Here is a 17658-nt window from a genome sequence, read left to right as displayed (position 1 = left end):
GTTGCGCGCGGCGGCGTGGCGCTCCCGGCCTTCGCCGGGGTGACAGGAGCGGGGGCGTCATGCAGCTGACCGTCTGGACCTATGAAGGGCCGCCGCATGTCGGCGCGATGCGGATCGCGACCGCGATGGAGGGGGTGCATTACGTGCTCCATGCGCCGCAGGGCGATACCTACGCCGACCTGTTGTTCACGATGATCGAACGCCGCGGCAAGCGCCCGCCGGTGACCTACACGACCTTCCAGGCGCGCGATCTCGGCAAGGATACCGCCGCCTTGTTCCAGACCGCGGTGCGCGACGCGGTCGACCGGTTCGCACCGCAGGCGCTGCTGGTGGGGGCGTCGTGCACCGCGGAACTGATCCAGGACGATCCGGCGGGGCTGGCGTCGGCGTTGCGGCTGCCGATCCCGGTGATCGCGCTCGAGCTGCCGAGCTATCAGCGCAAGGAGAATTGGGGCGCGGCGGAGACCTTCTATCAATTGGTGCGGGCGATGTGTTCGGGCGCTCCCGCCGGTACCGTTGCCACCCCCCCGGCGAAGGCCGGGGCCCAATCGCGGGACGGTGGTAACGAAGTCCTGTCCGCGCCAACATCGACCTTCGCCAATGGGCCCCGGCCTTCGCCGGGGGGGAGCCGTCCCGTGCGCAAAAAGGCCAACATCCTCGGCCCGACCGCGCTGGGCTTCCGCCACCGCGACGATGTCGTCGAGATCACCCGACTGCTCGAAACGCTCGGGATCGGGATCAACGTCGTCGCCCCCTTGGGCGCGACCCCCGCTGATCTGGCGCGGCTGCCCGACGCCGATTTCAACATCAGCCTCTATCCCGAGATCGCCGACACCGCGTGCCGCTGGCTCGAGCGGACCTATGGGCAGAAGACCGTCCGCACCGTCCCGATCGGGCACGGCGCGACGCGCGACTTCATCGCCGAGGTCGCGGCACTCGCCGGGGTCGACCCCGCCGCCGCGCTCGATACGTCGCGGCTGCCGTGGTGGAGCCAGTCGGTCGACTCGACCTATTTGACCGGCAAGCGCGTCTTCATCTTCGGTGATGCCACGCACGCGGTCGCCGCTGCGCGGGTGGCGCGCGACGAGTTCGGGTTCGAGGTGGTCGGGCTCGGCTGCTACAATCGCGAATTCGCCCGCGAGATCCGCACTGCCGCTTTGGTGTACGGGCTCGAGCCGCTGATTACCGACGATTATCTCGCGGTCGAGGATGCGATCGCGCGGCTCCAGCCCGAGCTGGTGCTCGGCACGCAGATGGAGCGGCACATCGCCAAGCGGCTGCGGATCCCGTGCGCGGTGATCTCGGCGCCGGTCCATGTCCAGGATTTCCCCGCGCGCTACAGCCCGCAAATGGGGTTCGAGGGCGCGAACGTGCTGTTCGACACCTGGGTGCATCCACTGGTGATGGGGCTGGAGGAACATCTGCTGACGATGTTCCGCGACGATTTCGAGTTTTCGGACCATGCCGGGGCGAGCCACCTGGGGCATGGCGCCTCCCCGATCCTCCCCCGGGAACCGGGGGAGGGGGACCGTGAGCATTCAGCGAACGGTGGAGGGGGAGCAACCGCGGTTGTTTCGCCGAGCGCCCGCCCCCTCCACCACTCGGCTGAAGAAGCCGAGCGGTCCCCCTCCCCCGCTGACGCGGGGGAGGAACAGGAGGGATGGTCGCCCGAAGCCGAGCGCGAGCTGCTGAAGATCCCGTTTTTCGTGCGCGGCAAGGCGCGGCGCAACACCGAACGCTATGCCACGGAGCACGGCATCGCCGCGATCACGCTCGACACGCTCTATGACGCAAAGGCGCATTATGCCCGCTAGCGCACCCCTGCCCGCCCCGCGCGGCACCTCTGCCGTCCGCGTCGTGATCGTCACGCTCGACAACCATCTGTCGGGCGCGGTGCAGCGCGCGCAGGTACGACTCGCGCGCGAAAACCCGGGCGTCACGATCGGCTTCCACGCCGCCGCCGACTGGGAGGAGAACCCCGCCAGCCTCGCCGCAGCGCGCGAAGACATCGCGCGCGGCGACGTCATCCTCGTGACGATGCTGTTCCTAGAGGATCATATCCGCGCGGTCCTCCCGCAGCTCCAGGCGCGGCGCGACGACTGCGACGCGATCGTCGGGCTGATGTCCGCGGGCGAGGTGGTCAGGCTCACGCGGATGGGCGACTATCGCATGGACAAGCCGAGCGGCGGGATGCTCGCGCTGCTCAAGAAACTGCGCGGATCGCCCAAGCCCGGCGCGAGCGGCGGCGCCAAGCAGATGGCGATGCTGCGACGGCTGCCCAAATTGCTCCGGTTCGTGCCGGGCACCGCGCAGGACGTCCGCGCCTATTTCCTCACCATGCAATATTGGCTCGCCGCGTCGGACGACAATGTCGTCGACATGGTCCGCGCGTTGATCGATCGCTATGCCGCCGGGCCGCGCCTCGGCCTGCGCGGCACGATGAAGCCGCATGCGCCGCGCGCCTACCCCGAGGTCGGGATCTATCACCCCGCGCTGCGCGACCGGATCGCCACCACCGCAACCGAGCTTCCGCGCCGTCGCGGAGCGAAGGGGACGGTCGGGCTGCTGATGCTGCGCTCCTATGTGCTCGCGAACGACGCGGGCCATTATGACGGGGTGATCGCGGCGATCGAGGCGCGCGGGTTCGACGTGATCCCGGCGTTTGCGGGCGGGCTCGACGGGCGCCCCGCGATCGAGGCGCTGTTTATGCGCGACGGGGTCGCGACGGTGGATGCCGTGGTCAACCTCACCGGGTTCAGCCTGGTCGGCGGGCCGGCGTATAACGATGCGGCTGCCGCCGAGACGATCCTCGCGACGCTCGACCGGCCGTATATCGCCGCGCATCCGGTCGAATTCCAGACGTTGCAGGCGTGGGGCGCGAACCGGCAGGGGCTGCTCCCGCTCGAATCGACGATGATGATTGCGATCCCCGAGCTGGACGGGGGGACCGTGCCGATGGTGTTCGGCGGGCGGTCGGACGGGTCCGACATGCCGTGCACGGGCTGCGCGCGGGGGTGCGTCTTCCCGCCCGCGAGCGAGGTCCGCGCGATGCAGACGTGCAGCGAGCGTGCGGAAATGCTCGCGGCGCGAATCGCGGGCCTGATCGCGCTGCGCCGCGCGGAGAATGCCGAGAAGCGCGTCGGGATCGTGCTGTTCAACTTCCCGCCCAACGCGGGTGCTGCCGGGACCGCGCAATTCCTCAGCGTGTTCGCTTCGCTCCACGCGACGCTCCAGCGGCTGGCGCGCGAAGGCTATCGCGTCGACGTCCCCGCCGATGTCGATTCGCTGCGCGAGGCGATTCTCGGCGGCAATGCCGCGCGGTTCGGGACCGAGGCGAACGTCCATGCGCGGGTGAGCGCGGATACGATCGTCGCGCGCGAGACGTGGCTCGCGGAGATCGAGGCGAGCTGGGGTCCGGCGCCGGGCAAGCTGCAATCGGACGGCACGTCGGTGCAGATCCTCGGGCGGCAGTTCGGCAATGTCTTCGTCGGGCTGCAACCTGCGCTGGGGTATGAGGGCGATCCGATGCGGCTGCTGTTCGCGGGACGCTTCGCGCCGACTCACGCGTTCGCCGCCTTCTACCGCTGGCTGCGCGAGGATTTCCGCGCGCATGCGGTGCTGCATTTCGGGACGCACGGGAGCCTCGAGTTCATGCCGGGCAAGCAGAGCGGGCTGAGCGCCTCGTGCTGGCCCGACCGGCTGATTGGCGATCTCCCCAACATCTATCTCTATGCGGCGAACAATCCCTCGGAAGGCGTGCTCGCGAAGCGGCGGTCGGGGGCGACCCTGGTGTCGTATCTGACGCCCGCGCTGACCAATGCGGGGGTGTACAAGGGGCTTGCGGCGCTCAAGGCATCGGTCGAGCGGTGGCGCGTGGCGGCACCGGGGAGCGACGAGGCGCGCGATCTGGCGGAGCTGATCCGCGATCAGGCGGACGCGCTCGATCTTGGCGGTGCTCCCGCGCAGGGGGATGCGTGGATCGCGGACCTCGCCGCCAGACTTTACGAAATCGAGCGCGAGCTCATTCCGCAGGGGCTCCACGTCGCAGGCGAGGCGGCGACTCGTGAGGAGCGGATCGCGATGATCGCGGCGTCCTCCGAGGCGCGCGGGGAGACGCTGGCGCAGGACGTGATCGTTGCGCTGGTCGACGGCGCGCTCACGCCCGACACGCCGCTGTTGAAGGACATGGCCGCGCTCGACCGCGCCTTGTCGAGCAATGGCGAGATCGACGGGATCGTCGCCGCGCTTGGCGGGCGGTATATCCACCCGGTCACCGGCGGGGATCTGCTGCGCAGCCCCGAGATTCTGCCGACGGGGCGCAATATCCACGGGTTCGACCCGTTCCGCATCCCCTCGGCCTATGCGGTGCGCGACGGCGCGGCGCAGGCGCAGCGGCTGATCGACCGCAGCCTCGCGGATTCGGGGCACCTCCCCGAGACGGTCGCGATGGTCTTGTGGGGGACCGACAATCTCAAGAGCGAGGGCGCGCAGATCGCGCAGGCGCTCGCGCTGCTTGGCGCGCGGCCGCGGTTCGACAGCTATAACCGGCTTGCGGGGGCGGAGCTTGTCCCGCTCGAAGACCTGGGTCGGCCGCGGATCGACGTCGTCGTCACGCTGTCGGGGGTATTCCGCGATCTGTTGCCGCTCCAGACGCGGATGCTGGCGCAGGCAGCCTTGCTTGCGGCGGAAGCGGACGAGCCGGATGCGCGGAATTTCGTCCGCAAGCACGCGCGTGCGCACGCCGCCGCGCACGGCTGCGACCTCGAGACCGCGGCGCTCCGCGTCTTCTCGAACGCCGAGGGCGCGTACGGCGCGAACGTCAATTTGATGATCGACACCGGCGCATGGACCGACCCCGACGAACTCGCGGACAGTTTCGAGCGGCAGAAGGGGTTTGCGTACGGCGTGAAGGGTGCGCCGGTGCGGCAGGCGGAGGTCCTGAAGGCCGCGCTCCAGACCGTCGATTGCGCCTATCAGAACCTCGAGAGCGTCGAGCTCGGCATCACCAGCATCGACCAATATGTCGATACGCTCGGCGGGATCAGCCGCGCGGTGACGCGCGCCAAGGGCGGGCAAACCGCCCCGGTCTATATCGGCGACCAGACGCAAGGCACCGGCAAGGTCCGCAGCTTGCAGGAACAGGTCGCGCTCGAGACGCGGACGCGGGTGCTCAACCCGGTGTGGACCGAGGGGCTGCTGCGCCACGGTTATGAGGGCGTCCGCCAGATCGAGGGCAGCGTCACCACGACGATGGGCTGGTCGGCGACGACCGGCGAAGTCGATCCGTGGGTCTATCAGCGGATCAGCGAAACCTATGTGCTCGACGCCGCGATGCGCGAACGGATCGCCGCGCTCAATCCAAAGGCGTCCGCGCGAGTCGCCAACCGCCTGATCGAGGCGAGCGAGCGGCATTACTGGTCCCCCGACGCGGCGACGCTCGCCGCACTCCATGCCGCCAGCGATGAACTCGAGGATCGCCTCGAGGGCATCGTCGCGGTGGCGGCTTGAAGGAATTTTGCATGGCCCTGCTCGACCCACCAATCCGCGGCCTCGACGGCGAAGGCTCGCTGCAGGTCGGGCTCGACCCGAACGACCGGATCGGGAGCGCGAAGGTGTTCGCGGTCTACGGCAAGGGCGGAATCGGCAAGTCGACCACCTCTTCCAACCTCTCCGCCGCCTTCTCGCTGCTCGGCAAGCGCGTGTTGCAGATCGGCTGCGACCCCAAGCACGACAGCACCTTCACGCTGACCAAGAAACTGATGCCGACCGTGATCGACGTGCTCGAGACGGTCGAATTCCATGCCGAGGAACTGCGGCCCGAGGATTATATGTTCGAGGGCTTCAACGGCGTCATGTGCGTCGAGGCGGGGGGGCCGCCCGCGGGCACGGGCTGCGGCGGCTATGTCGTCGGGCAGACGGTCAAATTGCTCAAGCAGCACCATCTGCTCGAGGAAACCGATGTCGTACTGTTCGACGTGCTGGGCGACGTGGTGTGCGGCGGGTTTGCGGCTCCGCTGCAACATGCCGAGCGCGCGGTGGTGGTCGCGGCGAACGACTTCGACAGCATTTTCGCGATGAATCGGATCGTCGCGGCCATCAAGGCGAAGGCGAAGAATTACGACGTGCGGATGGCGGGCGTGATCGCCAACCGCTCGGCGGCGACCGATGAGATCGACCGGTTCAACGCGGCCACGGGGCTCAAGCGACTCGCGCATTTCCCCGATCTCGACGCGATCCGGCGCTCGCGGCTCAAGAAGTGCACGCTGTTCGAGATGGACTCGACGCCCGAGGTCGATGCCGCCTGCCTCGAATACAAACGGCTCGCCGCGCAAATGTGGGCGGGGTGCGAACCGCTCGACGCGCAGCCGATGAAGGATCGCGAGATCTTCGAATTCCTGGGGTTCGAATGATGCTGCGGTGCGCCCACCCCTCCTTCGTCATCCCCGCGCAGGCGGGGATCCATAGTCGCGAACCGCGGAAACCGCCGCGGGCCGCCCGCCTCATGGATTCCCGCCTTCGCGGGAATGACGGACTTGGAATGTACGGAGCTGGGAATGACGGTCTGAGGAGGCGCGCGCGATGACAACCGCGACCTACGATCGCTTCCGCGGCACGCTAGAGACCTATTTCGACCGCACCGCGGCGAAGGCGTGGGAGCAGCTCACCTCGGACGCGCCCGTCAGCGGCATTCGCGCGACCGTCCGCGCGGGGCGGACCGAAATGCGCGACACGTTGCTGTCCTGGCTCCCGCACGACATGACCGGTCTCCGACTGCTCGACGCGGGCTGCGGCACCGGCGCACTCGCGGTCGCGGCGGCGGAACGCGGCGCGGAGGTCGTCGCGATCGACGTCGCGGGGAGCCTCGTGCAGATCGCGCGCGACCGCGCACCCTCCACGCTCGCGATCGACTGGCGCGTCGGCGACCTGCTCGACCCTGCGCTGGGACCGTTCGATCATGTCGTCGCGATGGACTCGCTGATCCATTATCCCGCCCGCGACATCGTCACCGTGGTGCAACGCCTGGCGGCGCGCACACACGGATCGATCCTCCTCACCTTCGCGCCGCAGACGCCGCTGTTGCTGGCGATGCTCGGCATGGGGCGGCTGTTCCCACGCAGCGATCGCTCGCCCGCGATCCTGCCGGTGCGCGACGCGCGGCTCCGCACGCTGATAAGGACCGCGCTTCCCGACGCACGGATCGGACGCGACCGGCGCGTCTCGGCGAGCTTCTATACCAGCCACGCGCTCGAGGTGCTGCCATGAGGCGCGACCTGACCGCGCTCAAGGCCACGCTGCGGCGGCGCCCGGTACGGGTCGGCACGCTCAGCAGCGGGGCATTCTGGAACCGGCTCGGCACGCGCTTCCTGCCGTTCGCGGATGCGGCGACCGCCGAGCTTCCGCTCGGACGGTTATTGCGGCTGTCGCTGTTCCAGGTCTCGGTCGGGATGGCGGCAGTGCTGCTGACGGGAACGCTCAACCGCGTGATGATCGTCGAGCTCGGCATGGCGAGCTGGGCGGTCGCGGCGATGGTGTCCCTGCCGCTGGTCTTCGCGCCGCTGCGCGCGCTGATCGGGTTCAAGTCGGATCATCACCAGTCGCTGCTCGGGTGGAAGAGAGTGCCGTACATCTGGTTCGGAACGCTCCTGCAGTTCGGCGGATTCGCGCTGCTGCCGTTCGCGCTGCTGGTGATGACCGGGCTCGGCCATGGACCGGCGATCGTTGGCGAGATCGGCGCGGGGCTCGCCTTCCTGATGGTCGGTGCGGGCATGCACACGACGCAGACCGCCGGCCTCGCGCTCGCGACCGACCTCGCGCCGCCCGACAGCCGCCCGCGGGTGGTCGCGCTGCTCTACGTCATGTTGCTGCTCGGCATGATGGTCAGCGCGATCGTGATCGGGCGGCTGCTCGATCACTTCACACCGACGCATCTCGTCCAGATCGTGCAGGGCGCGGCAGTGTTGACGGTGGTGCTCAACGTCACGGCCATGTGGAAACAGGAGCCGCGCCGGCGCGCGGGGACGCAGGGCACGCAAACACCCGCGGCCTTCCGTGAGATCTGGGCGATCTTCATCGCACGGCCACGAACGCTGCGGCTGCTGGTCGCGACGGGACTCGGTGCTGCCGCCTTCTCGATGCAGGACGTGCTGCTCGAACCCTATGGCGGGCAGATCCTGGGGCTGTCGGTCGGCGCGACGACGTCGCTGACCGCGCTCTGGGCGATCGGGATGCTGTCGGGATTCGCGCTGGCCGCGCGCGCGCTCGGTACCGGGGCGGAGCCGCACCGGCTTGCCGGGTTCGGCGGGGTGGCGGGGATCGCCGCGTTCCTGTGCGTGATCTTCGCGGCCCCCTTGCACGCGACCGCGCTGCTCGCGATCGGCGCGACGGTCATCGGGTTTGGCGGCGGGCTGTTCTCGGTCGGCACGCTGACCGCGGCGATGGCGATTTCGGACGGCGAGGATCTCGACGGGCGTACCGGCCTCGCGCTCGGCGCATGGGGCGCGGTGCAGGCGACGTCGGCGGGGCTGGCGATCGCGATCGGCGCGATCCTCCGCGACGGGGTTTCGGCGGCGGCGCGCGCGCAAGCGCTGGGCCCGACGCTCGCTGATCCGGCGACGGGCTACGGCTTCGTCTACGCGCTGGAGATCGTGCTGCTGTTTGCCGTGCTGGTCGTGCTCGGCCCGCTCGTGCGCCCCGCTACCGACCCGACCCGCATTCGCTTCGGCCAGGATCGCTTCGGCCTTGCAGACTTTCCGGCCTGATCAGGAGGAGACCGACCATGCATCCGACCCTCACCCCCGGCATCGATGTGGCGATGGTGGTATTCTACGCCTTCGTCTTGTTCTTCCTCTGCCTGGTGATCTACCTGCGCCGCGAAGACCGGCGCGAGGGCTATCCGCTCGAGCATGAGGTCACCGGACGGCTCGAATCCGAAGGCGGCTTCTTCCTGACCGCCCTCCCCAAGACCTTCCGGCTGTCGTTCGATCGCGGCACCGTGACGACCCCGACGAAGGGCCGCGAGCCGGTCGAGATCGCGGCGCGCTTCACCGACCGCTTCGCCGGCGCGCCCTATGCGCCGACCGGCAACCCGCTCGTCGACGGGATCGGCCCGGCGGCTTACGCGCAGCGTGCGCACCACCCCGATATCGACATGGAGGGGCATCCGCGGATCGTCCCGATGGGTGTGGCGCTCGATTTCCAGATCGAGCGGCGCGACCCCGATCCGCGCGGGATGCCGATGCTGGGCTGCGACGGTGGTGTCTCCGGGGTGGTATCCGAGCTGTGGATCGACCGTGCGGACCGGCTGATCCGCTACCTCGCGGTCGATCTGGAAACGGGTGGCGCAGCGGGGGGCGGCGCGGTGCTCGTGCCGATGATGATGACGCGTATCGATCGCCGGCGCGGCGTCGTGGTGTGCGACGCGATCACCGCCGCGCAATTCGCCGATGCGCCGCGGATCGGGGCGACCGACCGGATCACGCTGTACGAGGAAGATCGCGTGCTCGGCTATTTCGGCGGCGGCTACCTCTACGCCACGCCCGATCGGCAGGAGCCCTATCTGTGACCGAGCATGATCATGAACCGATCCCGGGTTTGCCCGGGCTGCTGCCCGAGGGCGAGCGGATCCTGTGGCAGGGCGCGCCCGGCTGGCGGGTGCTGGCGCGGACCGCGTTCCACACGCGGATCGTGACGGGCTATTTCGTGCTGCTCGCCGGCTGGGCGCTCGGCGCGGCGCTTGCGCACGGGATCCGTGCGATCGGCGATCTTGCGGGCGTCGCGCTGACCGCGGCGTTCGGGCTGCTCGCGGTCGGGCTGCTGCATGCGCTCGCCTGGGGGGCGGCGCGGACGACGCTCTATACGCTGACCAACCGGCGGATCGTGTTTCGCGTCGGCATCGCTTTCTCGAAATGCATCAACCTGCCGCTGCCGCTGATCGGCAGCGTCGGGCTGGCGCTGCATCCCGACGGATCGGGCGACCTGCCGCTGGCGCTCACCAGTGTGCGCAAGCTCGGGTATATCGCACTCTGGCCGCACGCCCGCCCCTGGCGGCTCGCGACCCCCGAGCCGATGCTCCGCGCGGTACCCGACGCCGAGCGCGTCGCAACGCTGATCGGGCGCGCCTGCCTGGCGGTGCATCCGCAGGGCACGGTGACGCAACCCGCGGTCGTCGCAACGCCCGAACCCGCGTTCGGGCAGGCGGTGGCAGCATGATTCCGAACCACGCCCTACAGCCGCAGGCCGAACAGCTGCCGCGCGGCGCGCTGATCCTCGCCGGCGTTCTGGTAGGCTTCGCCTTCACGCTCACCGCAGGAATGCGGATCGCGCATGTCCCGCCCGCCGCATCGCCCGTGTTGCTGCGCAGCGCCGACCACATCGCGCCGATCCGGTCGCGCACCTTGCGTTTCGTCGACGAAGCCGACCGCGGGGTGCGGATCGAGGATATCGGCACGGGCCGCACCGCGTCGGAGATCGTGCCGGGGCAGAAGACCGGTTTCATTCGCGGGGTGATGCGCGGGCTGGCGCGCGAACGGCGGTTGCACGGGATCGGTGGGGGACCACCCTTCACGCTGACCGAATGGCGCGACGGCGATCTGACGCTGACCGACACCGCGACCGGGCGGTCGATCGAGCTCAACGCCTTCGGCACCACCAACCGCGCAGCCTTCGCAGCGCTGCTCGACAACCCGGAGGCCGCACGATGACGCTGTTCCGCCGCACCCGCTTCGACACGCCGTGCCGGATCGACATCGAGCATAGCGACGCCTTCCTGCGCGCGCATGTCGAACTGGCCGGCGGCATCGCGATCAACCCCGGCGACCGGGTGCGCGTCCATGGCGATCCGATCGAGGTCGCGTTCGGCGACTCGCGCGTGTTCGAGCGCACCGCCACGGTCGAGCGCGCCGGCCCGATCGAGCGGCTGTGGACCAGGCTCTGCGGTCATTTCGAGATGACCGAACTCTACGAAGTCAGCTTTTCGGATCGGAGACTGTCATGAATGCCGTCACCCCGATCGTGCCCGCCGACACGCTGCGGATCGCACGACAGGACACCGTGTTGTCGCCGCGCTTCTACACCACCGACTTTGCGGCGCTGGACCGGATCGACGTCTCGCCGGTGCGCGCCGAATGGGACCAGCTGATCGCGGAGATGACCGCCGACCCCAACCGCCGCCACTTCCGCCGCACCGATGCGTTCGACGGGGTGATCGAAAGCCTGCCGGAAGGGTTGCGCGAGGAATTCATCGATTTTCTGGTGAGTTCGCTCACCGCCGAATTCTCCGGCTGCATCCTCTACGCCGAGATCCAGAAGCGCGCGCAGAACCCCGACATCAAGGCGCTGTTCAAGCTGATGAGTCGCGACGAGAGCCGGCATGCGGGCTTCATCAACGATACGCTCAAGGACGCCGGGATCGGCGTGAACCTCGCCTTCCTCACGCGGACCAAGCGCTACACCTATTTCCGGCCGAAGTTCATCTTCTACGCGACCTATCTGTCGGAGAAGATCGGCTATGCCCGCTACATCACGATCTTCCGCCATCTGGCGCAGCATCCGCAGTGGCGCTTCCACCCGATCTTCAACTGGTTCGAGGAATGGTGCAGCGACGAGTTCCGCCACGGCGAGGCGTTCGCCATGCTGATGCGGACCGATCCGAAGCTCCTGCGCGGCCACAACGTCTGGTGGATCCGCTTCTTCCTCGTCGCGGTCTATGCGACGATGTACGTGCGCGACCATAACCGCCCCGCGTTCCACGCCGCGCTCGGGATCGAGCCCGACGATTATGACCAGCGCGTCTTCCGCGTCTGTTCGCAGATCACGCGGCAGGTTTTCCCGATCGTGCTGGACACCGATTCTCCGCGGTTCCGCGCCGGGCTCGAGCGGATGCGCCGGATCGCGGCCGGGATCGATGCGGCCAAGGCGCGGGGCGGCGTGATCGGCGGGATCAAGCGGATCGCCCTGATCGGCGCGGCGGGGGTGGCGTTCGCGCGGCTGTACCTAACGCCGGTCGAGCGCAACGCGCTCCCCGCCTCGGCCCGGCTGGTCCCGGCCTGGTGACCGTCCCGCCGCTCCTGTTCGCGCTGGTCATGTGGTTCATCGGGACGGCGGCGGTGGTGTGGCTCGACAGCCGCCCGCGCGCGACGTTCCGCACGAGCTTCACCCTGGCGGGGGTCAGCGCGATCCTTGCGACGGGCGCGGTCTGGTGGAGTTCGGGCGAGCGCGGGTGGAGCGGCGCCTATATCGGCTTTGCGGCGGCGATCGTGATCTGGGGCTGGCACGAAATGGGGTTCCTGATGGGGTTCGTCGCGGGGCCGAACCGCCTGCCCTGCCCGCCCGGCGCGACCGGCTGGACGCGGCTCCGCCTCGCGACCGCGACGGTGATCCACCACGAACTGGCGATCGCGGCGACCGCGCTGTTGCTGGTCGCGCTGACCTGGGGGCAACCCAACCAGGCCGCGCCGCTGACCTTCCTGCTGCTGTTCGCGCTGCGGCTGAGCGCCAAGTTCAACCTGTATCTCGGCGTGCCCAACCTCAGCGACGAAGTGTTTCCGGCGCATCTGGCCTATCTCAAGAGCTACTTCCGCGTGCGCGCGGGCAACCCGCTGCTCCCCGCGTCGATCCTGGGGTCGGCGGCGCTTGCGTGCTGGGCGTGGAGCATCGCGGAAGCCGTGCCCGCGCAAAGCGGGCGCGCGGTCACCGCGACCTTGCTGGCCGGTCTCTCCGCCCTTGGCATGGTCGAGCATCTTTTTCTTGTGCTGCCGCTGCGCGATGCCAAGATGTGGCATTGGGCGTCAGCCAACACCAAAGCGGCAGAAGCCGCAGGCAACGACCAGGCGCGGGAGGGTATGCGATGAATTACGAGGCATTCTTTCAGGTTCAGCTCGATACACTGAAGGAAGACGGGCGCTATCGCACCTTTGCCGAACTCGAACGCAAGGCCGGCCAGTTCCCGCGCGCCAGGCATCATACCGAGGGCAAGGTCGACGAGGTCACCGTCTGGTGCTCGAACGATTATCTCGGCATGGGGCAGCACCCGAAGGTGCTCGCCGCGATGCATGCGACGCTCGACGCCTGCGGGGCGGGCGCCGGCGGGACGCGCAACATCTCGGGGACGACGCATGCGCATGTGCTGCTCGAGGCCGAACTCGCCGATCTCCACGGAAAGGCGGCGGCGCTGCTGTTCACCTCGGGCTATGTCTCGAACTGGGCGGCGCTGGGCACGCTCGCCGCGCGCTTGCCGAACTGCGTGGTGCTGTCCGACGAGCTCAACCATGCCTCGATGATCGAGGGGATCCGCCACAGCCGCGCCCAGTGCATCCGCTTCGCGCATAACGACCCGGCCGACCTGGACCGGCGGCTATCCGAGATCCCGGCGGATCGTCCCAAGCTGGTCGCGTTCGAAAGCGTCTATTCGATGGACGGCGACATCGCGCCGATCGCCGAGATCCTCGACGTGTGCGAACGGCACGGCGCCATGTCCTATCTCGACGAGGTCCACGGCGTCGGGCTGTATGGCCCGCGTGGCGGCGGGGTCGCTGAGGAACGCGGGCTGATGGACCGCATCACCGTGATCGAGGGGACGCTGGGCAAGGCGTTCGGGGTGATGGGGGGCTATATCGCCGCCTCCGCCGCCCTGTGCGATTTCATCCGCAGCTTTGCCAGCGGGTTCATCTTCACCACCGCCTTGCCGCCGGCACTCGCCGCCGGCGCCACCGCGAGCATCCGGCATCTCAAGCACAGCGGTATGGAGCGGGCGCAGCACCAGGCACGGGTGGCGCAGGTGCGGCGGCGGCTCGATGCGATCGGCATCCCGACGATCGACAACCCGAGCCACATCATCCCGGTGATGGTCGGCGATGCGCACAAGTGCAAGATGATCAGCGACTGGCTGCTCGAGCATCACGGCATCTATGTCCAGCCGATCAACTATCCAACGGTCCCGGTCGGGACCGAGCGGTTGCGGCTGACGCCCTCGCCGGTCCATTCGGATGGCGACGTCGACCGGCTGGTCAGCGCGCTGTCGGAAATCTGGTCGCAATGCGCGCTCGCGCGGCGCGCGCTGGCCGCGTGATGCTGGCTGCCGGTTAGGGTTGCCACCCCCCTTCGGTTCGAGCCTAGTCGAGAACCCTGTCACCGGACGTGTGCCGGGTTTCTCGACTGTGCTCGAAACGATCGGGGGCGGCGGCTCGAGGGAGTGCTGTATCGCCGGTCTCGCGCGGAAACATGGCGGCCCCGGCCTTCGCCGGGGTGACGGGGATGCCTCCTATTCCTCCAGGCCGCGCCGCAACCGCCGTGCGAACAGCCATGCGCCCCCGAACACCAGCGGCACCGCGGCGACCATCACCCATTCCTTCCACGCATGGGCCGGCGCGGCGAGGTATCCGATCAGCGCGACCGCATAATAACTGATCGCCACGACGGACAGCCCCTCGACCGTCTGCTGCAACCGCAATTGCAGGTGCGTGCGCGTGTTCATCGACGCCAGCAGGTCGCGATTCTGCTTCGCGAGCGCAATGTCGATCCGCGTGCGGAGCAGCTCGCTGGTCCAGGCTGCCCGCTGCGACAGATCGGCGAGCCGCGCGGAGAAACTGTCGCAGGTCCGTACCGCCGGGGTCAGCCGCCGTTCGGTGAAATCGGCGAGCGTCTGATACCCCGGGATCCGCCCGATCCCGAGCGTCTCGAGCCGGTCGAGACTGAGCTGTGCATAAGCGCGCGTCGCGCTCATCCGGTAGCGCGTTTCGGCGAGCAACCGCGCGAGTTCGGCCGAGAGATAGGTCAGCTCGTCGAGCAGGCTGTCGTCCTGCGAGACGCGTTCGGACACCGCCGCGGTGAGTGTCGCCAGCCGCGCCTCGAGCCGCGACACGTCCGGGGTCAGCCGTTGCGCGAGCGGCAGGCCGAGCAACGCCATGTTGCGATAATTGCCGAGTTCCTGCAGCCGCAGGACGAGTTGCGCGGGTTCGTCGCGGAGCAGCCCCTGGTCGAACAGCAGAAGGCGTCCGAAGCCATCGGGGTTGAGCCGGAAATCGGACATCACCCGCGCCTTGCCGTCGCTGACGTCGCACAGGATCAGCGCCTCGGGCACGAACAGCGTGTCGAGCGTATCTTCCGCCGGCGGATCGGTGCCGGGCGGATAGACCGCGATCTGCGTCGCGCGGATCACGTCCCCCGGCATCCCCTCGAGAATGTCCGCCGCGACGGGATCGAACACGTCGGGGGAGAAGGGCTGGTCGAACGCCCCTTCGCGGATGAAGGTGTAACTCGCGAATTCGGTGTGCCGCTCAAGCACCAGTTTCATGCCGTCGAGGTCGACCACGGCATATTTGGCGGACGGCGCCAGACCGACGCCCACGCGCGCGCCGATCGCATCGAAATGCACCCCTGCGCTGGCGGCACCCTCTTCGCCCAGCACCGTCACGATCTGCATCAACCGGCACGGCGCGGCAAAGCGTGGCAGCCGCCGAACGTGCATCTCTTCCGACAATGACGCACGCAGCGGATGGCTGCGCAGACTCAGACGATCCATGCGCTGCCTCCTTCCTGGCGCCTATGCGCGCGCCAAAGCGCATCAGATAGCCTCAATCGGTCATTGCCGCCGCGTCATCGCCTGCGGGTTGGCAAGGACCGCCGGGACCGCCGCCCCCGCCGCGCCGCCCTCGGGCGGCGCGGTCGGCACCGGTGGCCCCTTCAGCGTCGGGTTGAGCGCCAGCATCGAATAGCCGCCGAGCGGCTTCGACTGGCCCTGATGACACGTCTGGCAGTTGATCTTGTACGGATCGCCGTGCGGCCCCTTGCGATAGGCGGGGAACACCGCGGTCAGCGACGTGATGTAGTGTGCATTGGCGTCGCGCACCATGCGAATGCCGTAATAGGCGGTCGCACGCTGCGGCCGGCTGAGGCTCCACGAGCGGAACGACTGGCTGTTGTGGCAATAGGTGCAATTCACGCCGAGCGCGGTGCTCATGTGCATCATCAGGCCATAGGTCTGTTCCGCCTGCTTGACCGAAACCACGTGGTCGGGCGACGGATATTCGCTGCTCGCCGCGACCCGGATCTGCGCGGTGCCGTTGAGATAGGTCTGGAACGGGTCATAGGGCAGCGAGGCATAGCCGACCGCGGCGTTGGGGCTGTTCTGCCCATGCTTGTTGCGCACGATCGTATCGGGATCGGCGACGCCCTCGGCGATCGCCCATTTGTACGTCGGCACCGCATTGCCGCGATGGCAGGTGTAGCAGGTGACGCCGGTCGCCTTGACGTGGCTGGACCATGTGCCGTTGATCGTCCGCGTCATCTGCAACATCCGCCGCGCAACGACCTTGGTGTATTTCTCGTCCGAGGCCATGTTGTTGGGGTTGTGGCAGTAATTGCACCCCTGCGCGGGCGGCGCGACCCATTGGCTCATCGCCGCCATCAGATGGTTGAACCGCTCGGTCGAGACATTGCCCAGCACGCGCACATTCTGATAGGTTTCCCGCGCGCGCGGCCCGCTGTCGTCGGGAAGCGGATAGGGTGGCGGCGGGATCGCCGAGAGTTTGGCGACGTGATCGGGATCGACGATCTGCGCCATCCCCGCGCCGCGAAACCCGGTTTGTTGCGTGTCCTTATGCCCCAGTTCGCACCCGCCGAGCACGACGACCGCCGCGATCAGCCCGGCCGTGCCGATGATCCTGTCGAAGCCGCTCATTGTGCTGCTCCCCGTAGCGTGGCGGGATCGACGACGCCCGAGCCGGGATAGGCCGGCGCATAGCCGTGCTGGATCGCCCAGAGATACCAGTTGTCGACGACGGTCCCGGTCAGCAGGATCCCGATCCCGCCAGTCAGCGTGGTCAGCACCGCGAACCACCAGGCCCAGCGATGGATCGATTCGTACGTCGCGTTGAACCCCATGGTCCAGCGCCAGAACAAGGCGGCGCGCTCGGCCGCCGTGCCGCGATCGGTGATATGCTCGATCTCGCGTTCGCCGCCGTAGCGCCCGACCGCGAGGATCGTCGCGCCGTGCATCGCGAACAGCAGGGTCGATCCGTAGAGGAACACGATCGAAAGGCAGTGGAACGGATTGTAGAACAAATTGCCGTAGCGGATCGAGAACGCCGCGGTCCAGTCGAGGTGCGGGAAGATCCCGAACGGCACCGCCTCGGCCCAGCTGCCCATCAGCATCGGGCGAAGGAAGCCCAGCACCACCATCAGCCAGATCGCGCTGAGAAACGCCCAGGAGACATGCGTCCCCATCCCCAGCGCGCGCGCGCGCCGATAGGTCCGCGCCCACCACAGCAGCACCGACGTCGTCATGCTGAACCCCGCGATCTGCCACCAGCCGCCATGCGCCAGCGGCACGAACAGCTGGAAGCCATATTCCGGCCCCGGCGGTTCGAGCGCGAGCCACGGCAATTGCCGCGCAAACTGGATCGGATCCCAGCCGACCGACGCCCACATGTTGAGCCCGACCACCTCGAACGCGAGAAAACCGAACATCAGCGACAGGATGCCGAGCCCGCCAAGGTAGATCGGCCCGATCTGCGCATTGCCGATCTTGCCCATCCAGTAGGAGAAGCCGGGCTGGCCGAGCCGCGGGAATTCATACGGCCCGAGCAGCGGCCCCATCTCGGGTGCGGCGCGCAGCTGCACCTGGGTGAAGATGTTCTGATAGCGTGCCATCGTCTTTCCCCC

15 protein-coding genes are annotated in these 17658 nt (G+C 68.4%); 12 read left to right on the top strand and 3 right to left on the bottom strand.

Translation table 11 applies throughout. The features are described from left to right. Positions 1 to 59 precede the first annotated feature (59 nt). The 12 genes from bchB (at position 60) to hemA (ending at position 14065) form a co-directional block, all read left to right on the top strand. The gene (gene bchB, locus L8K25_RS09480; protein ID WP_242138615.1) at positions 60 to 1814 is read left to right on the top strand and encodes a ferredoxin:protochlorophyllide reductase (ATP-dependent) subunit B; all 1755 of its coding nucleotides are present in this window, start codon (positions 60 to 62) and stop codon (positions 1812 to 1814) included. Next, positions 1804 to 5508, top strand: a complete 3705-nt coding sequence (locus L8K25_RS09475) for a magnesium chelatase subunit H (protein ID WP_242138614.1) — start codon at positions 1804 to 1806, stop codon at positions 5506 to 5508. The genes bchB and L8K25_RS09475 overlap by 11 nt, the downstream gene beginning before the upstream one ends. An 11-nt stretch (positions 5509 to 5519) precedes the next feature. Further along, complete coding sequence (gene bchL / locus L8K25_RS09470; protein WP_242138613.1) at positions 5520 to 6410, top strand: ferredoxin:protochlorophyllide reductase (ATP-dependent) iron-sulfur ATP-binding protein; 891 nt, start codon at positions 5520 to 5522, stop codon at positions 6408 to 6410. A gap of 169 nt (positions 6411 to 6579) precedes the next feature. Beyond that, positions 6580 to 7263 (top strand): magnesium protoporphyrin IX methyltransferase, encoded by a 684-nt coding sequence (gene bchM, locus L8K25_RS09465; RefSeq protein ID WP_242138612.1) that lies wholly within the window; start codon positions 6580 to 6582, stop codon positions 7261 to 7263. Next, complete coding sequence (locus tag L8K25_RS09460; protein WP_242138611.1) at positions 7260 to 8759, top strand: BCD family MFS transporter; 1500 nt, start codon at positions 7260 to 7262, stop codon at positions 8757 to 8759. The genes bchM and L8K25_RS09460 overlap by 4 nt, the downstream gene beginning before the upstream one ends. Before the next feature lie 17 nt (positions 8760 to 8776). Next, positions 8777 to 9562: a photosynthetic reaction center subunit H gene (gene puhA / locus L8K25_RS09455; RefSeq protein WP_242138610.1), complete on the top strand. Its 786-nt coding sequence runs from the start codon at positions 8777 to 8779 to the stop codon at positions 9560 to 9562. Further along, complete coding sequence (puhB, locus tag L8K25_RS09450) at positions 9559 to 10209, top strand: photosynthetic complex putative assembly protein PuhB (protein WP_242138609.1); 651 nt, start codon at positions 9559 to 9561, stop codon at positions 10207 to 10209. The genes puhA and puhB overlap by 4 nt, the downstream gene beginning before the upstream one ends. After that, positions 10206 to 10700: a photosynthetic complex assembly protein PuhC gene (gene puhC / locus L8K25_RS09445; RefSeq protein WP_242138608.1), complete on the top strand. Its 495-nt coding sequence runs from the start codon at positions 10206 to 10208 to the stop codon at positions 10698 to 10700. The genes puhB and puhC overlap by 4 nt, the downstream gene beginning before the upstream one ends. Beyond that, positions 10697 to 10993: a hypothetical protein gene (locus tag L8K25_RS09440; protein ID WP_242138607.1), complete on the top strand. Its 297-nt coding sequence runs from the start codon at positions 10697 to 10699 to the stop codon at positions 10991 to 10993. The genes puhC and L8K25_RS09440 overlap by 4 nt, the downstream gene beginning before the upstream one ends. Next, positions 10990 to 12051 (top strand): magnesium-protoporphyrin IX monomethyl ester (oxidative) cyclase, encoded by a 1062-nt coding sequence (gene acsF / locus L8K25_RS09435; protein ID WP_242138606.1) that lies wholly within the window; start codon positions 10990 to 10992, stop codon positions 12049 to 12051. The genes L8K25_RS09440 and acsF overlap by 4 nt, the downstream gene beginning before the upstream one ends. Next, on the top strand, positions 12048 to 12848 hold the full coding sequence (puhE, locus tag L8K25_RS09430; protein ID WP_242138605.1) for a putative photosynthetic complex assembly protein PuhE: 801 nt from the start codon (positions 12048 to 12050) through the stop codon (positions 12846 to 12848). The genes acsF and puhE overlap by 4 nt, the downstream gene beginning before the upstream one ends. Next, positions 12845 to 14065 carry a 5-aminolevulinate synthase gene (hemA, locus tag L8K25_RS09425; protein WP_242138604.1) on the top strand — a complete coding sequence of 407 codons (1221 nt, stop codon included), beginning with the start codon at positions 12845 to 12847 and terminating at the stop codon, positions 14063 to 14065. The genes puhE and hemA overlap by 4 nt, the downstream gene beginning before the upstream one ends. Positions 14066 to 14257: 192 nt before the next feature. On the opposite strand, the gene L8K25_RS09420 is transcribed toward hemA, so the two are convergent. From L8K25_RS09420 to pufM, 3 genes are read right to left on the bottom strand one after another with little or no spacing between them, the layout of a single operon-like run. Next, on the bottom strand, positions 14258 to 15517 hold the full coding sequence (locus tag L8K25_RS09420; RefSeq protein ID WP_242138603.1) for a DUF3422 domain-containing protein: 1260 nt from the start codon (positions 15515 to 15517) through the stop codon (positions 14258 to 14260). Between the two features lie 60 nt (positions 15518 to 15577). After that, positions 15578 to 16675 carry a photosynthetic reaction center cytochrome PufC gene (pufC, locus tag L8K25_RS09415; RefSeq protein WP_242138602.1) on the bottom strand — a complete coding sequence of 366 codons (1098 nt, stop codon included), beginning with the start codon at positions 16673 to 16675 and terminating at the stop codon, positions 15578 to 15580. Continuing rightward, positions 16672 to 17646, bottom strand: a complete 975-nt coding sequence (pufM, locus tag L8K25_RS09410) for a photosynthetic reaction center subunit M (protein ID WP_242138601.1) — start codon at positions 17644 to 17646, stop codon at positions 16672 to 16674. Before pufM ends, pufC begins: the two co-directional genes overlap by 4 nt. Positions 17647 to 17658 lie beyond the last annotated feature (12 nt).

Origin of the sequence: Sphingomonas sp. TREG-RG-20F-R18-01 (genome assembly GCF_022662475.1) — a bacterium.
Taxonomy (GTDB): Bacteria; Pseudomonadota; Alphaproteobacteria; order Sphingomonadales; family Sphingomonadaceae; genus Sphingomonas.
Note: the sequence above shows the minus strand (reverse complement) of the source record. Positions and strands in the feature narration are given on the sequence as shown.

Coding starts and splice junctions, on each gene's coding strand:
- bchB (WP_242138615.1), top strand. CDS start 60: ATGCAGCTGACCGTCTGGACCTATGAAGGGCCGCCGCATGTCGGCGCG.
- L8K25_RS09475 (WP_242138614.1), top strand. CDS start 1,804: ATGCCCGCTAGCGCACCCCTGCCCGCCCCGCGCGGCACCTCTGCCGTC.
- bchL (WP_242138613.1), top strand. CDS start 5,520: ATGGCCCTGCTCGACCCACCAATCCGCGGCCTCGACGGCGAAGGCTCG.
- bchM (WP_242138612.1), top strand. CDS start 6,580: ATGACAACCGCGACCTACGATCGCTTCCGCGGCACGCTAGAGACCTAT.
- L8K25_RS09460 (WP_242138611.1), top strand. CDS start 7,260: ATGAGGCGCGACCTGACCGCGCTCAAGGCCACGCTGCGGCGGCGCCCG.
- puhA (WP_242138610.1), top strand. CDS start 8,777: ATGCATCCGACCCTCACCCCCGGCATCGATGTGGCGATGGTGGTATTC.
- puhC (WP_242138608.1), top strand. CDS start 10,206: ATGATTCCGAACCACGCCCTACAGCCGCAGGCCGAACAGCTGCCGCGC.
- L8K25_RS09440 (WP_242138607.1), top strand. CDS start 10,697: ATGACGCTGTTCCGCCGCACCCGCTTCGACACGCCGTGCCGGATCGAC.
- acsF (WP_242138606.1), top strand. CDS start 10,990: ATGAATGCCGTCACCCCGATCGTGCCCGCCGACACGCTGCGGATCGCA.
- hemA (WP_242138604.1), top strand. CDS start 12,845: ATGAATTACGAGGCATTCTTTCAGGTTCAGCTCGATACACTGAAGGAA.
- L8K25_RS09420 (WP_242138603.1), bottom strand. CDS start 15,517: ATGGATCGTCTGAGTCTGCGCAGCCATCCGCTGCGTGCGTCATTGTCG.
- pufC (WP_242138602.1), bottom strand. CDS start 16,675: ATGAGCGGCTTCGACAGGATCATCGGCACGGCCGGGCTGATCGCGGCG.
- pufM (WP_242138601.1), bottom strand. CDS start 17,646: ATGGCACGCTATCAGAACATCTTCACCCAGGTGCAGCTGCGCGCCGCA.